General features: G+C 62.9%; 26 protein-coding genes. 23 read left to right on the top strand and 3 right to left on the bottom strand.

The window, feature by feature from the left end; genetic code table 11:
* Nucleotides 1-80: 80 nt before the first annotated feature.
* Genes pilM through SCL_RS01960 form a run of 7 tightly spaced genes read left to right on the top strand, consistent with a single transcriptional unit; the run spans nt 81 to nt 6,763 of the window.
* Nucleotides 81-989, top strand: coding sequence for a pilus assembly protein PilM (gene pilM, locus SCL_RS01930; protein ID WP_096359479.1), 909 nt, complete (start codon nt 81-83; stop codon nt 987-989).
* On the top strand, nt 986-1,603 hold the full coding sequence (locus SCL_RS01935; RefSeq protein ID WP_172425882.1) for a PilN domain-containing protein: 618 nt from the start codon (nt 986-988) through the stop codon (nt 1,601-1,603). The genes pilM and SCL_RS01935 overlap by 4 nt, the downstream gene beginning before the upstream one ends.
* 2 nt (nt 1,604-1,605) lie before the next feature.
* Nucleotides 1,606-2,271, top strand: a complete 666-nt coding sequence (locus SCL_RS01940) for a type II secretion system protein M (RefSeq protein ID WP_096359483.1) — start codon at nt 1,606-1,608, stop codon at nt 2,269-2,271.
* Nucleotides 2,272-2,297: 26 nt separating this feature from the next.
* Nucleotides 2,298-2,744 carry a hypothetical protein gene (locus SCL_RS01945; protein WP_096359485.1) on the top strand — a complete coding sequence of 149 codons (447 nt, stop codon included), beginning with the start codon at nt 2,298-2,300 and terminating at the stop codon, nt 2,742-2,744.
* A gap of 7 nt (nt 2,745-2,751) precedes the next feature.
* On the top strand, nt 2,752-4,422 hold the full coding sequence (gene mshL, locus SCL_RS01950) for a pilus (MSHA type) biogenesis protein MshL (RefSeq protein WP_172425883.1): 1,671 nt from the start codon (nt 2,752-2,754) through the stop codon (nt 4,420-4,422).
* 29 nt (nt 4,423-4,451) lie between these two features.
* On the top strand, nt 4,452-5,384 hold the full coding sequence (locus SCL_RS01955) for an ExeA family protein (RefSeq protein ID WP_096359489.1): 933 nt from the start codon (nt 4,452-4,454) through the stop codon (nt 5,382-5,384).
* Nucleotides 5,381-6,763, top strand: a complete 1,383-nt coding sequence (locus SCL_RS01960; RefSeq protein WP_096359491.1) for a tetratricopeptide repeat protein — start codon at nt 5,381-5,383, stop codon at nt 6,761-6,763. The genes SCL_RS01955 and SCL_RS01960 overlap by 4 nt, the downstream gene beginning before the upstream one ends.
* Before the next feature lie 79 nt (nt 6,764-6,842).
* On the opposite strand, the gene SCL_RS01965 is transcribed toward SCL_RS01960, so the two are convergent.
* Nucleotides 6,843-7,520, bottom strand: a complete 678-nt coding sequence (locus SCL_RS01965; protein ID WP_148664948.1) for a ComF family protein — start codon at nt 7,518-7,520, stop codon at nt 6,843-6,845.
* A gap of 189 nt (nt 7,521-7,709) precedes the next feature.
* On the opposite strand from SCL_RS01965, the gene bioF reads away from it, so the two are divergent.
* The 9 genes from bioF to SCL_RS02010 all read left to right on the top strand — a co-directional run bounded on the left by bioF (nt 7,710) and on the right by SCL_RS02010 (nt 16,392).
* Nucleotides 7,710-8,852 (top strand): 8-amino-7-oxononanoate synthase, encoded by a 1,143-nt coding sequence (bioF, locus tag SCL_RS01970; protein ID WP_096359495.1) that lies wholly within the window; start codon nt 7,710-7,712, stop codon nt 8,850-8,852.
* A complete protein-coding gene (gene bioH / locus SCL_RS01975) occupies nt 8,849-9,637 on the top strand; it encodes a pimeloyl-ACP methyl ester esterase BioH (RefSeq protein ID WP_096359497.1) in 789 nt (262 codons plus the stop codon). Before bioF ends, bioH begins: the two co-directional genes overlap by 4 nt.
* Nucleotides 9,630-10,505 carry a malonyl-ACP O-methyltransferase BioC gene (bioC, locus tag SCL_RS01980; protein ID WP_096359499.1) on the top strand — a complete coding sequence of 292 codons (876 nt, stop codon included), beginning with the start codon at nt 9,630-9,632 and terminating at the stop codon, nt 10,503-10,505. Before bioH ends, bioC begins: the two co-directional genes overlap by 8 nt.
* Entirely contained in the window at nt 10,502-11,191 is a 690-nt protein-coding gene (gene bioD / locus SCL_RS01985; RefSeq protein ID WP_096359501.1) for a dethiobiotin synthase, read from the top strand. Before bioC ends, bioD begins: the two co-directional genes overlap by 4 nt.
* Nucleotides 11,192-11,421: 230 nt before the next feature.
* A complete protein-coding gene (locus tag SCL_RS01990) occupies nt 11,422-11,907 on the top strand; it encodes a DUF2244 domain-containing protein (protein WP_096359503.1) in 486 nt (161 codons plus the stop codon).
* A gap of 82 nt (nt 11,908-11,989) precedes the next feature.
* Nucleotides 11,990-13,123, top strand: coding sequence for a cytochrome c oxidase subunit II (coxB, locus tag SCL_RS01995; protein WP_096361799.1), 1,134 nt, complete (start codon nt 11,990-11,992; stop codon nt 13,121-13,123).
* A 27-nt stretch (nt 13,124-13,150) separates the two neighbouring features.
* Nucleotides 13,151-14,710, top strand: coding sequence for a cytochrome c oxidase subunit I (ctaD, locus tag SCL_RS02000; RefSeq protein WP_096359505.1), 1,560 nt, complete (start codon nt 13,151-13,153; stop codon nt 14,708-14,710).
* A 131-nt stretch (nt 14,711-14,841) separates the two neighbouring features.
* A complete protein-coding gene (locus SCL_RS02005) occupies nt 14,842-15,465 on the top strand; it encodes a cytochrome c oxidase assembly protein (protein WP_096359507.1) in 624 nt (207 codons plus the stop codon).
* Between the two features lie 45 nt (nt 15,466-15,510).
* Entirely contained in the window at nt 15,511-16,392 is an 882-nt protein-coding gene (locus SCL_RS02010; protein WP_096359509.1) for a cytochrome c oxidase subunit 3, read from the top strand.
* Nucleotides 16,393-16,473: 81 nt separating this feature from the next.
* Here SCL_RS02010 and SCL_RS02015 read toward each other — a convergent pair whose 3' ends face one another.
* On the bottom strand, nt 16,474-16,689 hold the full coding sequence (locus SCL_RS02015; RefSeq protein WP_096359511.1) for a twin transmembrane helix small protein: 216 nt from the start codon (nt 16,687-16,689) through the stop codon (nt 16,474-16,476).
* Nucleotides 16,690-16,765: 76 nt separating this feature from the next.
* On the opposite strand from SCL_RS02015, the gene SCL_RS02020 reads away from it, so the two are divergent.
* From SCL_RS02020 to SCL_RS02050, 7 genes are all read left to right on the top strand, one after another.
* Nucleotides 16,766-17,506: an SURF1 family protein gene (locus tag SCL_RS02020; RefSeq protein WP_096359513.1), complete on the top strand. Its 741-nt coding sequence runs from the start codon at nt 16,766-16,768 to the stop codon at nt 17,504-17,506.
* Entirely contained in the window at nt 17,503-18,114 is a 612-nt protein-coding gene (locus SCL_RS02025; RefSeq protein WP_096359515.1) for an SCO family protein, read from the top strand. Before SCL_RS02020 ends, SCL_RS02025 begins: the two co-directional genes overlap by 4 nt.
* A 1-nt stretch (nt 18,115) precedes the next feature.
* Nucleotides 18,116-19,138: a COX15/CtaA family protein gene (locus tag SCL_RS02030; protein WP_172425885.1), complete on the top strand. Its 1,023-nt coding sequence runs from the start codon at nt 18,116-18,118 to the stop codon at nt 19,136-19,138.
* A 19-nt stretch (nt 19,139-19,157) separates the two neighbouring features.
* Nucleotides 19,158-20,102, top strand: coding sequence for a heme o synthase (gene cyoE, locus SCL_RS02035; RefSeq protein ID WP_096359519.1), 945 nt, complete (start codon nt 19,158-19,160; stop codon nt 20,100-20,102).
* A gap of 155 nt (nt 20,103-20,257) precedes the next feature.
* On the top strand, nt 20,258-20,749 hold the full coding sequence (locus tag SCL_RS02040) for an SCO family protein (protein WP_197702675.1): 492 nt from the start codon (nt 20,258-20,260) through the stop codon (nt 20,747-20,749).
* A 50-nt stretch (nt 20,750-20,799) separates the two neighbouring features.
* Nucleotides 20,800-21,327, top strand: coding sequence for a peroxiredoxin (locus SCL_RS02045; RefSeq protein ID WP_096359523.1), 528 nt, complete (start codon nt 20,800-20,802; stop codon nt 21,325-21,327).
* A gap of 2 nt (nt 21,328-21,329) precedes the next feature.
* Entirely contained in the window at nt 21,330-22,055 is a 726-nt protein-coding gene (locus SCL_RS02050; RefSeq protein WP_096359525.1) for a VIT1/CCC1 transporter family protein, read from the top strand.
* A gap of 5 nt (nt 22,056-22,060) precedes the next feature.
* Here the strand turns inward: SCL_RS02050 and SCL_RS02055 are convergent, their stop codons facing one another.
* On the bottom strand, nt 22,061-22,483 hold the full coding sequence (locus tag SCL_RS02055; protein WP_096359527.1) for a cereblon family protein: 423 nt from the start codon (nt 22,481-22,483) through the stop codon (nt 22,061-22,063).
* Between the last annotated feature and the right edge of the window lie 3 nt (nt 22,484-22,486).

Consider the following 22,486-nt stretch of genomic DNA (forward strand, 5'->3'; position numbering starts at 1 on the left):
AGTTTGGCCGCGATTTTGCATAGTTAAGGGACACGTTCGGGATAAGGAGAATTCCCCTGTTACCGTTTCTGAGAAAGAAAATGCTGCCCGGGCTGACCGGTGTCGGACTGCAGTCCGACGGCGTGTGCGTGGTCCGCGTTGAGCGCGCCACCGGCCGGCCGCCGGCACTGACACTGGTGGATTTTCGCCCCTGGGGCGATCAGGGCCAGGAGAAGGTGCTGGAGCGTGTCGCGCACGATTACGATCTCGGGCGTTCGCGCTGCACCACCGTGCTCGATGCCAACGAATATTCCCTGTTGCTCACCGAGGCACCGGATGTGCCGCCGGACGAGTTGCGCGCGGCCATCCGCTGGCGCATCAAGGACCTGATCGATTTCCACATCAACGACGCCACGCTTGACGTCTTCGATCTGCCGGGCGAGAAGGCTGCCGGCCGTGCGCGCTCGATGTATGCCGTGGCGGCGCGCAGCAGCGCCATCCAGAAGCGCGCCGACATGATGAGTGCTGCCGGTATCAACCTCGATGTCATCGACATTCCCGAGATGGCACAGCGCAATCTGGCGGCGTTGTTGCCGGAAGACGCCAGGGGCGTAGCGCTGCTGTCGTTCACGTCCGGCGGCGGCCTGATCACCATCAGCAAGCAGTCGGAGATTTATCTCAGCCGCAACATCGACATCGGGCTCGAGATGATGACGTCGTTTCAGGATGCCAACGAATTGTTCGATCGCATCGTGCTTGAAATGCAGCGCTCGCTCGATTATTACGACAGCCACTTTCGCCAGGCGCCGATCACCACCATCGCCCTCGCCCCGATGCCGCGCGAGGTGCCGGGACTGCTGGATTACCTCAAGGCCAACCTCAGCGCCAGCGTGATCACGATGGATTTGACGAAACTCCTGGAATGCGAGGCGGACCTGAAACCGGAGCTGCAGTCGGCCTGCCTCAACGTATTGGGCGCGGCCTTGCGGCAGGAGGAGAGGGCGCTGTGAGCCAGCAGATCAATCTCTACCAGCCGATATTCCGCAAGGAAGAGAAGAAATTCTCGGCGGTCGCCATGTTGCAGTCGGTCGGTCTGGTCGCGATCGGCGTGGCGGCGCTGTATGCCTTCATGTGGTGGCAGACGGGAGCGCTGAAAAGCGAGCTGCGGCGCGCGGAACAAAGTCACGTCGAAGCCAGCAAGCGCCTGGCCGATGCCGCGGCAAGGTTCGGCCAGCGCAAGGGCCCGAGCTCGCTCGATACTGAAATTTCCCGCCTCGAAGGCGAAATCGTCGCCAAGCAGCAGTTGCAGGAAATTCTCCAGCGTGGCGTCTTCAGCAATACCAGCGGTTTTTCGGATTACTTCGCATCCTTCGCGCGCCAGCTCGTCCCGGGGGTGTGGCTGACCGGATTCGACATCACCGGCGCGGGAGAAGAAATGTCGCTGGCCGGGCGCACTACCAATCCGGAACTGGTGCCGCGCTATATGCAGAAGCTCTCGTCGGAAAAATCGCTTTCCGGCATCGAGTTCCGGACGTTTCAGATGAGCCGCCCGGAGCCGGATGCCAAGAACCCGGAAACGGTGTTCGTCGAGTTCCAGGCCAAGACCGCCGCGAACCCGGGATAGCCATGACAGCCGACGATCTGAAAAAGCAGTTTCAGGGATTCGCCAACCGGGTCGACGCCATGTCGCTGCGCGAGCGTGCGATGATTTTCATCACGCTGCTGGTGGCGCTGTATTTCCTGGCGGTCAACGTCCTGTTCGGTCCCCTGAGCGCCGAGAAAGACAGGGTGCAACAGCAGCTTACCCAGAAACGCCTGGAAACCCAGGCACTGGAAGCGCAGATTCAGACCATGGCGGGCAGCGGCACCGAAGGTGTCGACGCCGCCAAGCGCAATAAGCTGGAAACACTGCGGGAAAACCTGAAGACCATGGACACGGAACTGGTGCGTGTCACGGCCGGGCTTGTTCCCCCCAGGGAAATGGCGCGGCTCATTGAACAGATGCTGCTCAAGAATCGGGGCTTGCAGGTCATGCGGGTGGAAAGCATCCCGGCCACTCCGTTGCTGGAGGGAGGCGCCGGCGTGACCGGTGCCATGGTTTACAAGCACGGCATGCGTGTTGAGGTCAAAGGCGGATATCTGGACATCCTGCGCTACCTCAAGTCTCTGGAAGCGCTGCCTTGGAAAGTCTTTTGGGGAAAGGCTGCCCTCAAGACGGAAAAATATCCCGATTCCCGCGTCAGCCTGGTGATCTACACCCTCAGTACGCATGAGGCCTGGATCGGACTGTGACTGTCATGACTGGCATGAAACTTGATATGGGAATCTGCGTGCAGGCCGTAAGCCGCAGCGTCTTGCAAGTGGCGTTGAAAACGCTGGCTCCGCTTGCCGTCATGACCGGCCTGGCGGGATTCATGGCGAATGCCTGGGCGGAGGATTTCGCCGGGCTCTCGGACCCGACGCGGCCGGCCTACAGCACCGAGAACGGCACGGCTGTTGTGACGGCCGCCAGGCCGACGGGGCCGATGCTGCAATCGACTTTCATCTCGGCGAGCCAGCGACGCGCCGTGATCGGCGGCAAGTCTTATGTGGTGGGTGACAAGTTCGGCGGCGGGACGATTACGGACATACAACCGTATGAAGTGGTGTTGAAGAAGGCGGACCGTGAAACGCGTCTGCGTTTGATGCCGAAACTGGCGAAACAGACGCAGGTGGTCAAGGTACCGGTGGGCAGTCAGGAAGGTGGCCAAAATGTGGACAAATAATATCGGGATGACGATCCGGCGGACGCTGGTTGCGGCGCTGGGTATGTTGCTGGTGGGGTGTCAGAGCGTTTCGCCCGGGTGGCGCGATTCGGTGAGCGCCAGCGTGGACGAAAGTCTGTCGCAGGCGCGCGCCGGCAAGGACGGTAAAGGGGTTCCCTCCGACGTGAGCAGCGCCTTGCTGCCGCCGATCGAGATCACGCTGCCCCAGGGCGGTGCTATCCCGCTTGAGCCGCGCTTCGATCTGACCGTGAACAACGCGCCCGCGCGCCAGGTGTTCATGGGCCTGGTTGAGGGCACGCCGTACAGCATGATCCTGCATCCGGACGTGAGCGGAACCATTTCGCTCAATCTCAAGGAAGCCACCGTGCCGGAAGCGCTGAACGTTATTCGCCAGGTCTACGGCTACGAGTACCGCCGCGACGGCAACCGCTTTTTCATCCTCGGCAGCGACATGCAGACGCGCATGTTCCCGGTGAACTATCTCAATCTCTCCCGCAAGGGCATGTCCGACACGCGCGTGTCGGCCAGCGGTTTGACCGCCACGGGTGCTACGGCCGGTTCGGGAGCGGCGACGACAACCACGCAGGGAGCCAGCGGCGTGCAGATTCAGACCCAGACCCAGGCGGATTTCTGGAAAGACCTGACCACGGCACTGACAGCCATCGTCGGCGCCGACGGCGGGCGAAAAGTGATTATCAATCCGCAGGCCGGTATTGTCCTGGTGCGCGCCATGCCGGACGAGTTGCGTCTGGTGGAGGAGTATCTGGGCGTGACCCAGGGCAGCATGAACCGCCAGGTCATTCTCGAGGCCAAGATCGTCGAGGTCCAGCTCAAGGACGGTTTCCAGAGCGGCATCAACTGGGCCGGCATCGCCAACAAGAACGGCAAGAGCTACACCGTCGGCCAGGTGGGCGGCGGTACATCGCTTGGTAACACGGGACTCAGCGAAATCGCCGCGAATACCGGCAACCTGAATCCGACGACCGGAATTTTCAGTCCCATTTCCGGTACCAACAGCTCTGCCTTCGGCGGCGTGTTCACGCTGGCGATACAGGCCAACAACTTCGCGGCGTTTTTCGAACTGTTGAAAACGCAAGGCGACCTGAACGTGCTTTCGAGTCCGCGCGTCTCCACCATGAACAACCAGAAGGCGGTGATCAAGGTGGGCACGGACTCCTATTTCGTGACCAAACAGGACACCACTGGGGCCTCCACCGCGACCGGCCAGCCGACCGTTTCGACCGAATTGTCGCCGTTCTTCTCCGGCATCGCCCTGGACGTGACGCCGCAGATCGACGAGGCCGGCAACATCAACCTGCATATTCATCCTTCCGTGAGCGAGGTGTCGGAGAAGCTGATTACCGTCGCGTCGAACCAGACCATCTCGACGGCGCTGAGTTCGGTACAGGAGTCGGATAATATCGTGCGCGCCGGCAGCGGCCAGATCATCGTGATCGGCGGCCTGATGAAGGAGGCCAGCACCGATGACAACGCCTCCGTGCCCGTGCTCGGCGACATTCCGCTGATCGGCAACCTGTTCAAGCACAAGAAGGTGACGCGCATCAAGCGCGAGCTGGTCATCCTGCTCAAGCCGACGGTCATCAATGTCGGCCAGGACTGGAACGACGCGGCCGGCGAGTCGCAGGAGCGCATCCGGAAAATCCGCATCGGATCCTGAACGCATAACTTCTCGGGTGGGCAAGGACAATGTACGCGACACATTTCGGGCTGCAGGAACTGCCCTTCACCATCACACCGGACACGAGCTTTTTCTTCGCCCATGCGTCGCACCAGGAGGCGCTGAACACGCTGCTGGTGGCGGCGCGCAGCGGCGAGGGCTTCATGAAGGTGATCGGCGAGGTCGGCACCGGCAAGACCCTGCTGTGCCGCAAGTTCCTCGGCGCGCTCGATCATCGTGAGTTCGTCACCGCCTATATTCCGAATCCCTACCTGCAGCCGATGACGCTGCTGTTCGCCATCGCCGACGAGCTCGACATCAAATATCCGCAGCACATCAACCAGCACCAGCTGCTCAAGCTGCTGAACCGCTACCTCATCAATACCTACGCCGAGGGCAAGCGTGTGCTGCTTTGCCTCGACGAGGCCCAGGCGATTCCGATCGAAACCCTGGAGGGCCTGCGCCTGCTGTCGAACCTCGAGACCGAGCGGCGCAAACTGCTGCAGGTGGTGCTGTTCGGCCAGCCGGAGCTGAACGCGCGCCTCGACAATCCCTCGATCCGCCAGCTCAAGCAGCGCATCAGCTTTGCCTGCCAGCTTTCTCCGCTCAACCTGAGCGAAGTCGAATTCTATATTTCGCACCGCCTGGCCGTGGCCGGCTATCGCGGCGCGCGACTGTTTCCGCACAAGGTGGTGAAGCGGATCTATCATGTCAGCCAGGGCATCCCGCGCCTGGTGAACATCCTCGCGCACAAGTCGCTGATGGTGGCGTTCGGTGAAGGTGCGCGCGCGGTGTCCGAAAGGCACGTGCGCCTGGCCGTGGCCGATACCGAATCCACGCAGGGCGCGCTGACAGTGAAGGCGCGCATCAAGCGTTACCTGACGGCGCTGGTGTCGTCGCTGGCGGCCTTCGGTCTGACATTGCTTCTTTCCGCGTCGCAGATCCCGGGTGGCCTGGCGTGAGCCTGATCAACAAGATGTTGCAGGACCTGGAGACGCGCAACAATCCCCAGGCCGAAGCGGCAATCAAGAAACCCGTTTATGAAGACCTCAAGCCCCTGAACCGGGTGCCGGCGCCGCGCGCGTCGCGCCGCCTGCCGCTGATGCTGCTGGCAATGGTCGTGGCGCTCGGTGCCGGCGCCTATGCCTGGACCCAATGGGGACACGGTCTCGTGGCAAGCCTGTCTTCTGACAAAGTGGCGGCCAAGCCGGCGCCAGTGGCGGCGCGCAAAGCAACGTCGCCCAAACCGGCTCCGGCCCCGGTGGCGGTTGCCGCGGTTGCCCAGACTGAAGTGATCACGCCGACCGTGCCCCCGGCGCCGGCCGAGAAACCCGCGGAATCGCCAGTGAACATGGCGCAGGCTCCGGTCGCGCCCCCGGTTGTTGCAGAACCGAAAAAACCTGAAACGATATCCGCGCCGAAGCCGGCTGTGATACCGACAAGCTCCAAAGTCACAACCGCGAAGGAAAACGGATATTGGACGGTTTCCCGCGGCGAGACGCTGTATGGTGTTTCCGTCCAGACCGGGATTGAACTCCTGGCGCTGTCCCGATGGAACAATCTTGGTCACCAGCATGTAATTTATCCCGGCCAGCGCTTGCGCCTGACACCGCCGGCAAACGTTGCGGAAAAGGAAAAGACGGCGGTTGCCTCGGCGGCGCCGGCGCGCAAATCCGAAACAAAACCGGCTCCGGTGATGGCCGCTTCCGCCGGCGCTGGTCCAGCCACGAACCTCGTTATGGACAAACGGATCAAGCCCTTCAGTCCGAACGAAAATGCGGAAAGCGAATATCGCCGCGCCGCCGACTTGCTGCAGAAAGGGGTCATGGCCGATGCCGAGAAGCACCTGAGGCTGGCGTTGAAAGCTGATGCGGCGCACACGCCGTCGCGCGAGTTGCTCGCCGGGCTGATGTTGCAACAGGGGCACTGGCGTGAGACACAGGAGCTTCTGGAGCAGGGGATCGAAGCGGTGCCGGCCCATTATCCGTTCGCGCAACTGCTGGCACGGGTGCATGTCGAGCATGGCGCCGATCAAAAGGCGCTGGCTGTCATGGAATCAAGCCGTCGTGCCGGCGCCGAGAATCCCGATTACGTGGCATTCCTGGCGGCGTTGTATCAGCGCGTCGGCAAGCATGCCGAGGCCGTCAAGACCTACAACGAGGCTGTCAAACTCAATCCGCAGGAAGGGCGCTGGTGGCTGGGCATGGGCATTTCGCTCGAGGCGATGCAGGACCGGAACGCCGCCGGCGCCGCCTATGAGCGCGCCATCCAGAGCGGCGTGCTGGACGACAAGCTGCTCCAGTACGTGCGCCAGCGACTGGCGGTATTGAAAAGGCAGTGAAAAGTTAAAAGTGCAAAGTTAAAAGTTAAAAAAACGCCGTTCAACTTTTCACTTTTAACTTTTCATTTTTCATTGTTGGTCAGGCCCTCGCCACCACCCACACCCGTATTTCCTTCGCACCGCTGTGGCGCAGGCATTCTGCCAGTGCATTGACGGTGTGGCCGCTGGTCATCACGTCATCGACGATGGCCACCCGCTGATCGCGGAACGCCGCGTTTACCTCGAAAGCACCACGCACGTTTTTGCGTCGCTGATCCCGCGGCAATTCCATTTGCGGCGCGGTCGCGCGCAGGCGCCGTGCGCCATGCCGGTCGAACGGAATCCGCAGTTCACGGCCGACGCAGCGGGCGATCTCGAGCGACTGGTTGTAGCCCCGGTGGCGCAGGCGCGAGACATGCAGCGGGACCGGCAGCATCACGTCGGGCAGCGGATCGTCCAGCGCCAGCAGATGTTGCGACAGGTATCCGCCGAGCACGCGCGACAGTTCGAGGCGGTCATGGTATTTGAGGTGCTGGATCAGCCGGTCCACCGGAGCGGCATAACGAAACACCGCGCGCGTGGCGTCATACGCGGGCGGGTGCCGCTGGCACTCGCCGCAGGCGGCGTCGGTTCCGACGGCAGCGCCCGGCGCGCCGCAGCGCGGGCAAGCCCCTTGCATCCGCGGCAGCGACTGATCGCAGGCCGCGCATAAATCACGGCCTGCCGGCGTGCGCGCGTGGCACAACAGACAATTCCGGGTCCATAGCCACTCGTGCATTTTCAGCACAATTGTCAACTTTCCATGAGGTACTATGTTGACTGATGCCGGGGAAGCACTACACTGCCGCTATTTATATAGAAGATGATTGATCGTAGCGAGCAGGACTGTGTTGCCGGCTTGTCCCGACACTGGCCTGAAACCCCTTACCTTTTCACAAATTTTCCGCTGCCCGCCTCACGAATTTTCATGAAAACACTGGAAGCTGATCTGTCACGGCGCCGCGCGCAAAACCTGTATCGCGAGCGCCTCGTGCTGGAATCGTCCCAAGGCGTGGAAGTCCGGGTCGGTGCGGAAACGCTGCTGTCCTTCTGCAGTAACGATTACCTGGGCCTGGCGAACGATCCGCGGGTGATCGCGGCCTTCCAGCAGGGCGCGCAGCGTTACGGCGTGGGCGCCGGGGCCTCGCATCTCGTCAGCGGCCACAGCCGTGCGCATCACGTCCTCGAGGAAGAACTCGCGGATTTTACCGGCGCCGCGCGGGCGCTGCTGTTTTCCACCGGCTACATGGCGAACCTCGGGGTGATGAGCGCGCTCACCGACCGGCACGATGCGATTTTCGAGGATCGCCTGAATCACGCCTCGCTGATCGATGCCGCGCGCCTGGCCCGCGCCCGGGTGACGCGCTATCCGCATGCCGACGTGGCGCGGCTGGCGGATATTCTGAAACACGCGCCGCGTGGCGGGCTGGTCACGACCGACGCGGTCTTCAGCATGGACGGCGATATCGCGCCGCTCGCGGGGCTGGCCGGGCTGGCGTCTGAACAGGATGCTCGCCTGCTGGTGGATGACGCCCATGGTCTGGGCGTGCTGGGCCGGAACGGCCGTGGCACGCTGGAGCATCTGGGTATGCCGCTGGCGCCGCCGGTGATTCTCATGGGCACGCTGGGCAAGGCCCTGGGGGTTTTCGGGGCCTTCGTGGCCGGCGAGGAAGCGCTGATCGAAACGCTGATCCAGCGGGCGCGTACCTATATATATACCACCGCGCTGCCGCCGGCCGTGGCCGAGGCGGTACGCGCCAGCCTGCGCATCGTGCGTGAGGAGGGCTGGCGGCGCGACCGGCTGCGGACACTGGTGGCGCGCTTCCGCGCCGGCGCCGAACGCCTGGGTCTGGTGCTGCTGGCGTCGCCGACGCCGATCCAGCCGGTGGTGCTCGGCACGGCCGAGGCTGCGCTGGCGGCCAGTCAGCGGCTGCGCGAGCAGGGCATCCTGGTGCCGGCGATCCGCCCGCCCACGGTGCCGGAAGGCTCGGCGCGCCTGCGCATCACCTTTTCCGCCGCGCATGAGGAAAAGCATGTCGATCGCCTGCTGGAAGCGCTCGCGATGTTATGAGTATTCATTTCGAACAGAGCGGTTACGGCCCGGACGTGGTGCTGATACACGGCTGGGGTTCGCACGGCGGAGTGTGGACGGAAATCGCGCGCGAGCTCTCGAAGGATTTTCGCGTGACGGTGCCCGACCTTCCCGGTCATGGGCGCTCGCACGATTTTGCGCCGGATGCGTTCACCCCGGAAATCATGGCCGAGCAGATCCGGCACCGGCTTTCCGGCCCGGCGCAGTGGGTTGGCTGGTCCATGGGTGGTCTGGTGGCGCTGGCCGCGGCACAGCAGCTGGCGCGCGCCGTCACCGGCCTGGTGCTGGTCAACGCCACGCCCAAGTATGTTCAGTCGCCGGATTGGCCGCACGCCATGCCGCCCGCGGTGCTGGAACAGTTTGCGCAAAATCTGGAACAGGATTATGCCGGCACCATCGATCGTTTCCTGACTTTGCAAACGGCCGGTGACGACCGCGCCGTATTGCGCCGGTTGCGCGAAATATTCCGTCACGGCGAACCGGTCACGGCGGCGCTGCGCGCCGGTCTGCGCCTGCTCAAGGAAGAAGACCGGCGCGGCGTGCTGGCCGGCATCGATACGCCGGCGCTGGTGATCCAGGGCGAGCGCGACCGGCTGGTGCCGATGGGCGCGGCGCGCTATTACGCGGAGCACCTGCCGCGCGCGCGGCTGGCGCCGATCCCCGGCGCCGGGCATGCGCCGTTTCTGTCGCACCCGGCGGCCTTTCTCGAAGCACTGAAGGGATTTATTCAGCATGACAGGACAGGCGAACATATATATGACTGAGCCGCTGATGCTCGACAAACGCCGCCTGAGACTATCCTTCGCGCAGGCAGCGGATACCTACGACGCGGTGGCCGTGTTGCAGCGCGAAATCGCCGATCGCCTGCTGGGACGCCTGGAAGTGGTGCGGCTGCAGCCGCGGGCGATACTCGATATCGGTTGCGGCACCGGCTACGACCTGCGCCGCCTGTCGCAGCGCTATCCGCGCGCCCGGGCGCTGGGACTGGATATCGCCGAGACCATGACGCAACGTGCGCGCCGCCGTCTCGGCCGGTGGCGGCGGTTCGCCGGGCGCAGCCTGTTCGCCTGCGGCGACGCCGAGCGCCTGCCGCTGGCCACGGCCTCCGTGGATATGGTGGTGTCCAACCTCGCGTTGCAATGGTGCCATCCACCGGCCGTATTCGCCGAGGCGCGGCGCGTGCTGCGTCCCGGCGGGCTGTTCATGTTCACCACTTTCGGGCCGGATACCCTGCGCGAGTTGCGCGCGGCCTGGCGCGCGGCGGACGATGCCGCGCATGTGCACAACTTCATCGACATGCACGACCTGGGCGACATGCTGATACACGCGGGATTCGCCGATCCGGTCATGGACATGGAGGCCTTCACACTGACGTACGCCGACGTGCGCGGCGTGATGCGCGACATCAAACAACTCGGCGCGCACAATGTCGCCGTGTCACGCGCGCGCGGGTTGACCGGCAAGGCGCGTTTCGCCCGGTTCCGCGCAGCCTACGAAGCGCTGGCACAGGATGGAAAAATCCCGGCGACTTATGAAGCGATCTACGGGCATGCCTGGGTGCCGGAGACCGAGCCGGCGCGCGACGGCATTGCCACGATCCCGGTGGGCCGCATCGGACGCGGCCGGCCATGAGCGGCGGCTGGTTCGTCAGCGGCACCGATACCGGCGTGGGCAAGACGCTGGTTTCGCGTCTGCTGCTGGAGGCGCTGAAACATGCCGGGCATCCCGCCGCGGGCATGAAACCGGTGGCGAGCGGCTGCCACGTCACCGCTGCCGGTCTGCGCAGCGACGATGCGCTGGAATTGATGCAGGCCAGCGGCGCCGCGGCCGATTACGCCGACGTGAATCCCTATGCCCTCCGCTCCGCCTGCGCGCCGCATATCGCCGCGCAGGAGATGGGCGTTGCAATACGGCTGGAGAAAATTCTCGAAAGCTTCCGGCGCTTGCAGGAGAAATCCCCGTGGGTGGTGGTGGAAGGCGTAGGCGGCTGGATGGTGCCGCTCGGCGAGCAATTGACCATGGCGGAGGTTGCGCGCGCTTTGAGTCTGCCGGTGATTCTGGTGGTCGGTCTGCGCCTTGGCTGTCTCAATCATGCGCTGCTGACGGTGGAAGCGATCCGGCGCGCGGATATACCGCTCGCCGGCTGGGTCGCCAACCGTATCGATCCTGCCATGACACATGTACCGGAAAACATCGCCGCGCTGGCACAAAAAATTGAAGCGCCCCTGTTGGCCCAGATTCCATATCAATCTGCCGCGAAACCCGATGTCGCTGCGGCCGTGTTCCCGGTTGCTGAAATGATAATGCGTTTCAATTAGAACGAACGCGCAAAACGCGCGGAGCTGACAAATTGACAGACGGCATCACCCGGTTGTTAACATTTTTCATCCGGTTTTATTCCCTCAAAACCCGTGTTTTTAGCCTGAAATGTGTATTGCGGCGATTTGACGCATGTGATAGTTTGCGCGCGCCAAAATGGCTTGAGCTGGATCAATGATTTTTTGATTCAGCGGGAGATGTAAGGATTTCCGTGGCGGCGTGAGTGAGGATGGACGCACGCTTTACGCCCGAGGGCGACACCGGAGAAGGCCTGCGCGTGATCGTGCGGCCGAACCGTACGCTGACCCTTCGGGGCATGACAGCGTTGTTCGCGGTGCTGACCGTCGTTGTCCTTACCATTGGTATCGGTTTTACCCTGGCAGGCGCCTGGCCGGTGTTGCCGTTCGTCGGTCTGGAGGCCGTGGTGGTGGGTGCCGTGCTGTACCGGCTGTTCCGCCACGCTGACGACCACGAGCAGATCATGGTCGACCGCGAGCGCGTCACGGTGATCCGGTGGCGGGGCCGGCGCGAGCAGCGCGACGAGTTTCAGCGCTACTGGACGAAGGTCGTGCTGGAGCGCCACCGCGGCTGGTATCCCTCACAACTGAAAGTGGGGTCGCACGGGCGGTTCGTCGTCATCGCCGCCGATGTGAACGAGAAAGAACGAGAGTCGCTGTCGGCAGCCCTGAATGATTTTTTTCAGAAAAAGGGCTGAGCACAAAGCGACGCACCGGACAAATCCGGCCGGCAGTCAGAACGATTTGATATATACATCATTACGGGAGATAGGCATGTCGATGACTTTTGTTAAGCGGCTCCCAGGCGTTGTGTCCCGCCTGATCCTCGGTTCAAGCCTGTGGTTCACGGTCCCGGCGGCATTCGCCGAGTACGGACTCAATTTCCAGCCGCCGGTAACCTCCATCGGCCACAAGCTTCTCGATCTGCACAACATGGTTATGCTGATCTGCGCGGTCATTTTCGTGATCGTCTTCGGCTTCATGTTTTATTCCATCTTCGCGCACCGCAAGAGCCGCGGGCACAAGGCCGCGCAATTCCACGAGAACTCCACCCTGGAAGTCGTCTGGACCATCATCCCGTTCGTGATTCTGGTGAGCATGGCGCTGCCATCCACCGCGACGTTGCTGGAGATGGACGACACCAGCAAATCCGACCTGACGGTCAAGATCACCGCCTATCAATGGAAGTGGAAATACGACTACCCGGATCAGGACGTCGGTTTTTTCAGCACGCTGGCTACTCCCCGCGATCAGATCGAGAACAAGGCCACCAAGGGCGAGCATTACCTGCTGGAGGTTGATAATCCGATCGTGCTGCCGGTGGGCAAGAAGGTTCGCTTCCTGGTCACCGCCAACGACGTGATTCACGCCTGGTGGGTGCCGCAACTGGGCGTGAAGAAGGACGCCATCCCGGGCTTCATCAATGAAATGTGGACCCGCATCGACGAACCGGGCATTTACCGCGGCCAGTGCGCCGAGCTGTGCGGCAAGGATCACGGCTTCATGCCGATCGTGGTGCAGGCCGTCAGCGCCGAGGATTTCACCCGCTGGGTCTCGATGCAGAAGGACAAGGCCGCGACGGAATCGGCCGGCGGCGCCAAGACCTGGAGCAAGGACGAACTGGTGGAGAAGGGCAAGAAGGTGTTCGCCTCGACCTGTGCCGCCTGTCACGGCGCCAACGGTGAGGGCATGGGTCCGTTCCCGAAAATGGCCGGCAGCAAGATCGCCAATGGCCCGCTCGCCGATCACCTGAACATCGTCATGAACGGCAAGGCCGGCACGGCGATGCAGGCGTTCGCCGCCCAGCTGAACGATACCGATCTGGCCGCCGTGGTGACCTTCGAGCGCAACGGTTTCGGCAACAAGGCCGGTGACATGGTGCAGCCGTCCCAGGTCAAGGCCCTGCGCAAGTAACATATAGAATTCCAGGAGAAGCTAAACATGGCAACCGCACATCACGCAGATCATCCCACCGGCCTTTCGCGCTGGTTGTTCACTACCAACCACAAGGACATCGGCACCCTGTACCTGGTCTTCGCCTTCGTCATGGCCATCATCGGCGGCCTGATGTCGCTGGTGATCCGTTCCGAGCTGTGGCAGCCGGGCCTGCAACTGGTGGACCCGAACTTCTTCAACCAGATGACCACGGTGCACGCGCTGGTCATGATCTTCGGTTTCGCCATGCCCGGGTTCGTGGGCCTGGCCAACTGGCAGATCCCGATGATGATCGGCGCGCCCGACATGGCGCTGCCGCGCATGAACAACTGGTCGTTCTGGATCCTGCCCTTCGCGGCGACCCTGCTGATCCTGAGCTTGTTCATGCCCGGCGGCGGTCCCGCCGGCGGCTGGACCATCTACCCGCCGTTGTCGGTACAGGGCGGCATGGGCACCGACTTCGCGCTGTTGTCCATCCACATGCTCGGCATCTCCTCGATCCTGGGCTCGATCAACATCATTGCCACCATCCTCAACATGCGCGCCCCCGGCATGACGCTGATGAAAATGCCGATGTTCGTGTGGACCTGGCTCATCACCGCGTTCCTGCTGATCGCCGTCATGCCGGTGCTGGCGGGCGCGGTCACCATGCTCATCACCGACCGCCACTTCGGCACGCACTTCTTCGACGCCGGCGGCGGCGGCGATCCGGTGCTGTGGCAGCATGTGTTCTGGTTCTTCGGCCACCCGGAGGTGTACATCCTGGTGCTGCCGGCGTTCGGTGTGTTCTCGCAGATCATCCCGACCTTCGCGCGTAAGTCGCTGTTCGGCTACGACTCGATGGTGTTCGCCACCGCCTCGATCGCGTTCCTGTCGTTCATCGTGTGGGCGCATCATATGTACACCGTCGGCATGCCGATGGCGGGCGAGCTGTTCTTCATGTACGCCACCATGCTGATCGCGGTGCCGACCGGCGTAAAGGTGTTCAACTGGATCTCGACCATGTGGCGCGGCTCCATGACCTTCGAGACGCCGATGCTGTGGGCTATCGGCGGCGTGTTCGTGTTCACCATTGGCGGCCTCTCGGGCCTGATGCTGGCGATCACGCCGGTGGACTTCCAGTACCATGACACCTACTTCGTCGTGGCGCACTTCCACTACGTGATCTTCGGCGCCTCGGTGTTCGGGCTGTTCGCCGCCGTGACCTACTGGCTGCCCAAGTGGACCGGTCACATGTACAGCGAGACGCTCGGCAAGTGGCATTTCTGGCTGACCATGATCGGTTTCAACCTGACGTTCTTCCCGCAGCACTTCCTCGGGCTGGCCGGCATGCCGCGCCGCATTCCCGATTACTCGCTGCAGTTCACCGAGTTCAATAAGTGGTCCACGGTAGGCGCGTTCATGACCATCGCCGCGCAGCTGATCTTCTTCTACCTGGCGATCCGCTGCATGAAGGGCGGGGCCAAGGCGACCGACAAGGTGTGGGAAGGTTCGGACGGCCTGGAATGGACCCTGTCCTCGCCGCCGCCGTACCACAGCTTCACCGTGGCGCCGAAGATCAAATAGGACACGGACGGAATCGCCGTGACTGATGCCCTGCATGACGACAAGCGCCGGCAACGCATTCGCCTCACGGTGGCGGCGTTGCTGCTGCTGGTCGTGGTGATGTTCGTATCCGCCGCCTGGCTGAGGCTCGCATGACGACGCCGGACACCCGTGCCGCCAACAACCGCCGGCTGGCGCTGAAGCTCGGCGTGGTGACCCTGGCGATGTTCGGTTTCGGCTTCGCGCTGGCGCCGATGTACGACCTCATGTGCAAGGCCTTCGGGCTCAATGGCAAGACCGGGCGCATCGAGGCGCAGGCCGCCGTGCAGCCGGTGGACATGAACCGCACGGTGACCGTCGAATTCACCGGCCTGGCCACCACCGGTCTGCCCTGGGAGTTCAGGCCGCTGGTGAAAAAGCTCGAGGTGCACCCCGGCCAGACCATGGAAGTGAAGTATCTGGTCCGTAACCTGGCGCAGGAGGAAATCACCGGCCAGGCCATCCCGAGCGTCGCCCCCGGCGTTTCCGCGGCGCACTTCAACAAGATCGAATGCTTCTGCTTCACCCAGCAGACCCTGAAGCCGGGCGAGACGCGCGAGATGCCGGTGCGGTTCGTGGTCGATGCCGGCCTGGACAAGGATGTGCGGACCATCACCCTGTCGTATTCGTTCTTCAACACCAACAAGCTGTCGGCGAAGAAATACGGCGGCGAGGCGGTGGAGCAGGGCGAGGACCACGCCCATCATGTGCATCCTGTAACGTCGTCCGGTAGCTAGTCAAACGTCATAACGATTCTTGAAAATGAGAACGAGGATATAAACATGTCCGCTGCCCACTCTGATAACAATTATTATCTGCCCAATCCGAGCGCCTGGCCGGTGATCACCTCGGCCGGCCTGTTTTCGCTGGCGCTGGGTTTCGTCCTGATGATGAACAGCATCAAGGCCGGGTCGTGGATCATGCTGTCCGGGGCCGCGATCATCATCCTCATGATGATCCGCTGGTTCGGGCAGGTGATCGCCGAATCCGAAAGCGGCACCTATAACACCCAGGTCGACCGCTCGTTCCGCTGGGGCATGGCGTGGTTCATCTTCTCCGAGGTCATGTTCTTTGCCGCCTTCTTCGGCGCGCTGTTTTACGTGCGCCATTTCGCGGTGCAGTGGCTGGGCGCTGACGATCTGCTCTGGCCCGGCTACGATGCCAGCTGGCCGACGGCCGGACCCAAGGGTCCGCTGCCGATTACCCCCGATACCGCCGCCGGCCTGAACCAGTTTTCGCCCATGGGCGCCTGGGGCATTCCCGCCATCAACACCCTGATCCTGCTGACCTCCGGCGCCACCGTGACCTGGGCCCACTGGGGCCTGCTCAAGGACAACCGCGCGCAGCTCATCACCGGACTGTTCCTGACCGTGGCGCTGGGCATCTCGTTCCTGACGCTGCAGGCGTTTGAATACGTGCATGCCTACACCGAGCTCGGGCTCACGCTCAAGGCCGGTGTCTATGGCGCCACCTTCTTCATGCTCACCGGTTTCCACGGCCTGCACGTGACCCTGGGCACGATCATGCTGATCGTCATCCTGGGTCGTTCGATCGTCGGCCATTTCCGCCCGGATCACCACTTCGGCTTCGAAGCCGTGGCCTGGTACTGGCACTTCGTGGACGTGGTATGGCTCGGCCTGTTCATCTTCGTGTACTGGCTCTGACCCGGCCGGCAAGACTCAAATAAAAAAGGCGCTGCCATTCCGGCAGCGCCTTTTTTTATCGGGCAAGGCCCGTCTGTTTTTTCAATTCAACAGATGCAGCCCGCCCGGCGGGATGATGCCGAAGCGGAAACCGGCCATCAGCAACAGAAACAGCGTGATCGACAAGCCGATGCGCCAGGTCAGCGCCTGGGCCGTACGCTTCCCCTGCCCCTTGTCCTTGAACAGAAAAACCAGCGCGGAGAACAGGCTGGCCAGAATGAGCGCCAGCATGGCGAAGACGATGATCTTGATCAGCATCGGAAAATCCGGGAAGTGACGGAATCTGGATTATACTGGATACATCCATGAATTTCCCCGCGGCGTTCAGCGTGACATGAAACCTCCACGGCGTTTCCGGCCGGCACCGATCCCGAGCCTGGTGTTCGCGGTGTTGTTGCCGCTGTTCCTGTATCTGGGTTACTGGCAGCTGCAACGGGCGGAAGAGAAACGCCTGTTGCAGGTGGAGTACGACACGCGCGCCAACGGGCCGGCGGTGCAGGTGGAGCGGCGGCTGCAGCGCGCCGAAGAACTCCGCTTCTACCGCGTGGTCGCCAAAGGCCATTACGAAACCGACTACCAGATACTGATCGACAACCGCGTGCACCAGGGGCGCGTCGGTTACCACGTGATCACGCCGCTGCGGCTCGAGAACAGCGAGGTGCGGCTGCTGGTCAATCGCGGCTGGATCGCGCTCGGCGAGGATCGTGACCACCTGCCGGTATTCGAAACCCCCGCCGGTCTGCAACAGGTTACCGGCGTGGCCACGGTGCCGGCGGAAAAATATTTCACGCTGGCCCAACCGGAACCGGGTTGGCAGCGTGTGTGGCAAAACATGGACCTGGCGCGTTATGGCGCGGTCGTGCCGTTTCCGGTGCAGCCGGTGGTGCTGCTGCTCGATCCGGCGAGTGGCGCCGGCGGTTTTACCCGCGACTGGAGCCGGCTGGATGCCGGGATTTCGGTGCATCAGGGCTATGCCTTCCAGTGGTTCATGCTGGCGGCGGCGCTGGCCAGCATCTATCTTTTCATGAGTCTGCGCCGCCGTGGCACAGACACGCCGGAGCAGGAGCAACCATGACCGATGCCGACCGCCGAACCGCCTCGCGCCGCAAGATTCTGTTGCTGGCGGCGTTGTTTACCCTGCCCGTGATCATTGCCTACGCGCTGTATTTCAGCGGCTGGCGCCCGGCCTCGACCGGCAACCATGGCGAGCTGGTGCAGCCGGCGCGCCCGATCGCGGATGCCGCGCTGACCCGGCTCGACGGCGGATCCATGCGCTTCAGCGAGCTGCATGGCAAGTGGACGCTGATCACGTTCAGCGCCGCGGAGTGCCTCAAGCCCTGCGAGCGCAATCTCTATGTCATGCGCCAGGTCATCGCCGCGCAGGGTGACAAGGCCGGGCGTGTCCAGAGCATGCTGGTGGTGACGGACCCGAAGGCGCTGGATTTGCTGCGCTATACCGTCAAGGATTATCCCGGCATGCGCGCGATCGTCGGACCGCCGGAGGCGGTCGGCGCGCTGGCGCGCCAGTTCACGCTGTCCGCGGGCAGCCCGCTCGACAATCTGAACCGCGTTTATCTGGTCGACCCTCTGGGCAACTTCATGATGAGTTATCCCGCCGATGCCGACCCGAACGGCATCCGCAAGGATCTGGCGCGCCTGCTGCGAGCGTCCCGGATCGGCTGAGATGTTGAGCGGCGGCAGTCACACAAAATTTTTCCGGCTGGCGCTGGCCGCCACCCTGTTTTCCTTTTTGGGGGTGGTTTTCAGCTCCTACTCGCGCCTGTCCGAGGCCGGCCTCGGCTGCCCCGACTGGCCGGGATGCTATGGCCAGTCGTTCACCCCGGTCACGGCGCGCGATATCGACCGCGCCAAGCCGGCGGGGCGGGTGGTGCGGCCGGAGGACCGCGCCTGGCGCGATGTGGTGCAACGGTATTTGTCCGGCGTGCTCGGGCTGCTGCTGCTGCGCCTGGCGTGGCGCGGCTGGCAACTCAAGAAACACAAACGCAACCAGCAGGTGCTGATCCCGCTCGCCACCATGCTCTTGAGTTTCACGCTCGCCTTTGCCGGGGCGCTCACCATCAGCCTGAAATTCAAACCACTCGTGATGATGATGGAATTGCTCGGCGGCATGATCATCCTCGGGGCCTTGTGGTGGGTGGCGCTGCGCGAGCAGAAAATCTGGAAATCGGTCAGCCCGTCACCGGTGGCGCGTTCGCTGCGCCCGCGCGTGCTGGCGGCGTTGTTGATCGTTTTCATCCAGATCGCCCTGGGTGGCTGGTCGATGGTGAATTATGCCGGGCTGACGTGTCCGGATTTTCCCACCTGCCAGGGTCTCTGGTGGCCGCCGATGGACCAGCTCAACGCCCTGACCCTGTGGCGCGACATCGGGCTGGAATACGAAAGCAAGCTGCTGGACCTGCCGGCGACCACGGCGATTCACATGAACCACCGCCTGGGAGCACTGATCACCCTGCTGTATGTGGGCTGGCTGTCCCTGCGGGTCATACGCGTGGGGTCGGAGGAGCAGCTGCGCTGGCACGGTTTGCTGGTGCTGTTGCTGCTGGCGGAGCAAATGGTCCTTGGAATCCTGCAGGTGATGACCCATCTGCCGCTGGCGCTGGCGGTGGCGCACAATGCCGTGGCGGCCCTGCTACTGCTGAGCCTGATAACCCTGTATCATAAGGCCCGGCCGCCCCGAACCCGGTGATTTTCAGTCCCGAACAGCCATGAAGTCAGACAATCCCGCCATTACGGCGAAAACATCTCGCCGCCATGCCCGTACGCTTGCGCGTGAATATTACGAGCTGACCAAGCCGCGCGTGGTGTCGCTGATCGTTTTCACGGCCGTGGTCGGCATGTTCCTGTCCGTGCCCTCGGGCCTGCCGGCCGTTCCGCTGCTGCTCGGGACGCTCGGCATCGCGCTCGCCGCCGGTTCCGCCGCCGCCATCAACCAGATTCTCGACCAGCGTTTCGACTCGATTATGACGCGCACCAGCTTCCGGCCGCTGCCGACCGGGACGCTGACCACGCGCGAGGCGCTGATTTTCGCCCTGATCCTGGGCACGGCTTCGATGCTGATCCTCACGCTGTGGGTCAACACGCTCACGGCGGTGCTGACGTTCATCTCGCTCATCGGCTACTCGATCATCTATACCGTGTATCTCAAGCACGCCACGCCGCAGAACATCGTCATCGGCGGGGCCGCCGGCGCCGCACCGCCGGTGCTCGGCTGGACCGCGATCACGGGCGAGGTCGCTTCCGACGCGCTGCTGCTGTTCCTGATCATTTTCCTGTGGACGCCGCCGCATTTCTGGGCGCTGGCGCTGTACCGCGAGAAGGAATATGCCAAGGTCGGCATCCCCATGCTGCCGGTCACGCACGGGCGCAAATTCACCCAGCTCCAGATCCTGCTCTACACCGTGCTTCTGGTGGCGGTGACCATCATGCCGTTCGCCACCCGCATGAGCGGCTGGCTCTATCTCATGGGCGCGGTGATACTGAACGCGGGCTTCCTGTACTACGCTGTGCGGCTGTACCGGGATTACAGCGACGAGCTGGCGCGCAAGACCTTCCGCTACTCGATCAATTATCTGGCGCTGCTGTTCGCGCTGCTGCTGGTCGATCACTACCGCGTCTATATCCACGAGGCGCTGCAATCCGCGCTGTATTAGAACATCCCCTCGCCCGCGTTAGCGGGAGAGGGGTCGGGGAGAGGGTGCCAATCGAAACCACAATGTCTCTCAAGCAATTCTTATTTCTCCTTTTTGCGTCAGGGCTTTTTGCCTGCACGCCGGCGCCAACATTCAAATCAACGGACATCAGCGGCGTGGAGTGGGGCGGCGATTTCACGCTCACCGCTCATACCGGCAAGCCGGCCAGGGCCTCGGATTTCAACGGCAAGGTGGTGGTCATGTTCTTCGGTTACACCCACTGCCCGGACATCTGCGCCCCGACCCTGGCAAAGCTCAACCAGGTCGTGAAACGCCTCGGCGATGAGGCGAAGAACGTGCAGGTGCTGTTCATCACCGTGGATCCTGAACACGACACCGTGCCGCAGCTCGCGGGCTTCATTCCCCCGTTCAATCCTTCCTTCATCGGCCTCACCGGCAGTGACAAGGAAATCGCTGCCGTGGCGGCGGAATACAAGGTCGCCTACGGCCAGAACCCCCAAGCCAAACCAGGACAGATCCTGGTGGACCATTCCACCGGCATTTTGGTGAAGGACAGAAAAGGGAAGTTACGATTGCTGGTAAAGAATGACGTTACAGTCGACGATCTCGAGCATGACGTCAGGGTTCTGTTGAAAGAGAAGAATTAATCTTCCTCATCCTTGTGCCGGCGCGGGGAATTTTCTACCATGGCCGGAGCATGTTGACCATCGCCGATGCTGCGCCCGATTTCAGCCTGCCCGGGGTGTATCAGGGCAAGGTCAAGAATTACTCCCTGCGCGATGCCCGCGGCCAGTGGCTGGTGCTGTTTTTCTATCCAGCCGATTTCACCTTCGTCTGTCCCACCGAGGTCACCGGCTTCAGCAGGCTGGCCGGTGATTTCTCCAGGGAAAAGGCACTGATCTATGGTGTCAGTGTTGATCCGGTCGAGAGTCACCGTTCCTGGGCCGAGGAGCTGGGCGGCATCACCTATCCGCTCCTGAGCGACGCCGACAAGAAGGTCACCCGCGCCTACCAGGTGTTGCATCCGAAGGACGGCGTCGCCATCCGCGCGACCTATGTCATCGACCCCGAGGGCATCATCCAGTACAGCGCCGCGTCCAACATGAACGTCGGCCGCAGCGTGGAGGAAACCCTGCGCGTGTTCCGCGCGCTGTGCACCGGCCGCCTGTGCCCGGCCGACTGGAAGCCCGGCGACGCCACCGGCGGGTCCGAGCATAAATATTGATCATGGCGCACCCGGTCGAGGAAAAGCGCAAAAAGATCGAGGCGCGCAGCCGCGTGCGCGAATTCGTGTTCGGCATCCAGGACGGCCTCATCAGCACCGTCGGACTGCTGGCCGGGATGCAGGCGGCGGGCTCGAGCCGCTTCGTGATCCTGATGGCCGGCACCGCGGCGATCTGCTCCGGCGCGTTTTCCATGTCGGCCGGCGCCTACCTGTCGTCCAAGGCGGAAAAGGAAATTTTCGATCACGAGCTGGAGAAAGAAGCGAAGTTCGTCGAGCAGGAGCCATACCTGGCGCAGGAGGGCCTGCTCGAAGCGCTGCACCGCGAGGGCCTGGCGCGCGAGACCTGTTATCGCATCGTCAAGCTGATGCACGAACAGAAGTCGGTGTTCGTGGCGACTTTCCAGGAAAAGGTGCTCGGGCTCGGCAGCGCCGACGTCAATAATCCGGTCAAGGGGGCGCTGGTGATGGCGCTTTCCTTCATCGTCGGCGGCGTGCTGCCGCTGGCGCCGTTCGCCTTCCTGCCCCTGCAATGGGCCCTGGCAGCGGCGGTGCTGGTCACCGGCGCCGTGCTTTTCGGCGTCGGCATGTTCAAGGGCCGGCTCGCAGGCCAGTCCATGGGACGCTCGGGACTCGAATTCTTCGCCATTGCGCTGATCGCCACCGGCCTCGGTTACGCCGTGGGTTTCCTGCTTGAGCGCTACGCCGGCGCGCCATTGCCCGTTGCCTGATCTCCTCAGTTTTTAACCGGGCCGGCGGACGTCAGCCGGGCCACGATCAGGCCGTGGAAATAATCGTCCGGTGACTGAAAGCGCCAGCCGAGATGCGCGCGGCAGTTGGTGCACAGTGCAATGCGCCAGGCATAGCCCGGAAACCAGGTGAATTCGGTGGTGGCCTCGCCGATGGGCGCGCAACCGGGAGCTTCGCGGAAGCAACTGATGTGATAGGCGATGCCGTGCGGATTGGTGCAATGGTGCTCGTGCGCGCCCTGCACGGGAATGCGCTGGTCCTGATGCGTGACGGGATGGCGACAGGCGGCGCAGAACAGGCGTTTTTCTCTTTTCGGCCTGGTGGCTGCGGGCTGTTTCAGCGCCTGTTGCTTTTCCTCTCCTGTCCGGGGATCGAAGCAGATCAGGTTGGAGACAAGCGCCGTCGCCATGGC

Source organism: Sulfuricaulis limicola (genome assembly GCF_002355735.1).
Lineage (GTDB): Bacteria > Pseudomonadota > Gammaproteobacteria > Acidiferrobacterales > Sulfurifustaceae > Sulfuricaulis > Sulfuricaulis limicola.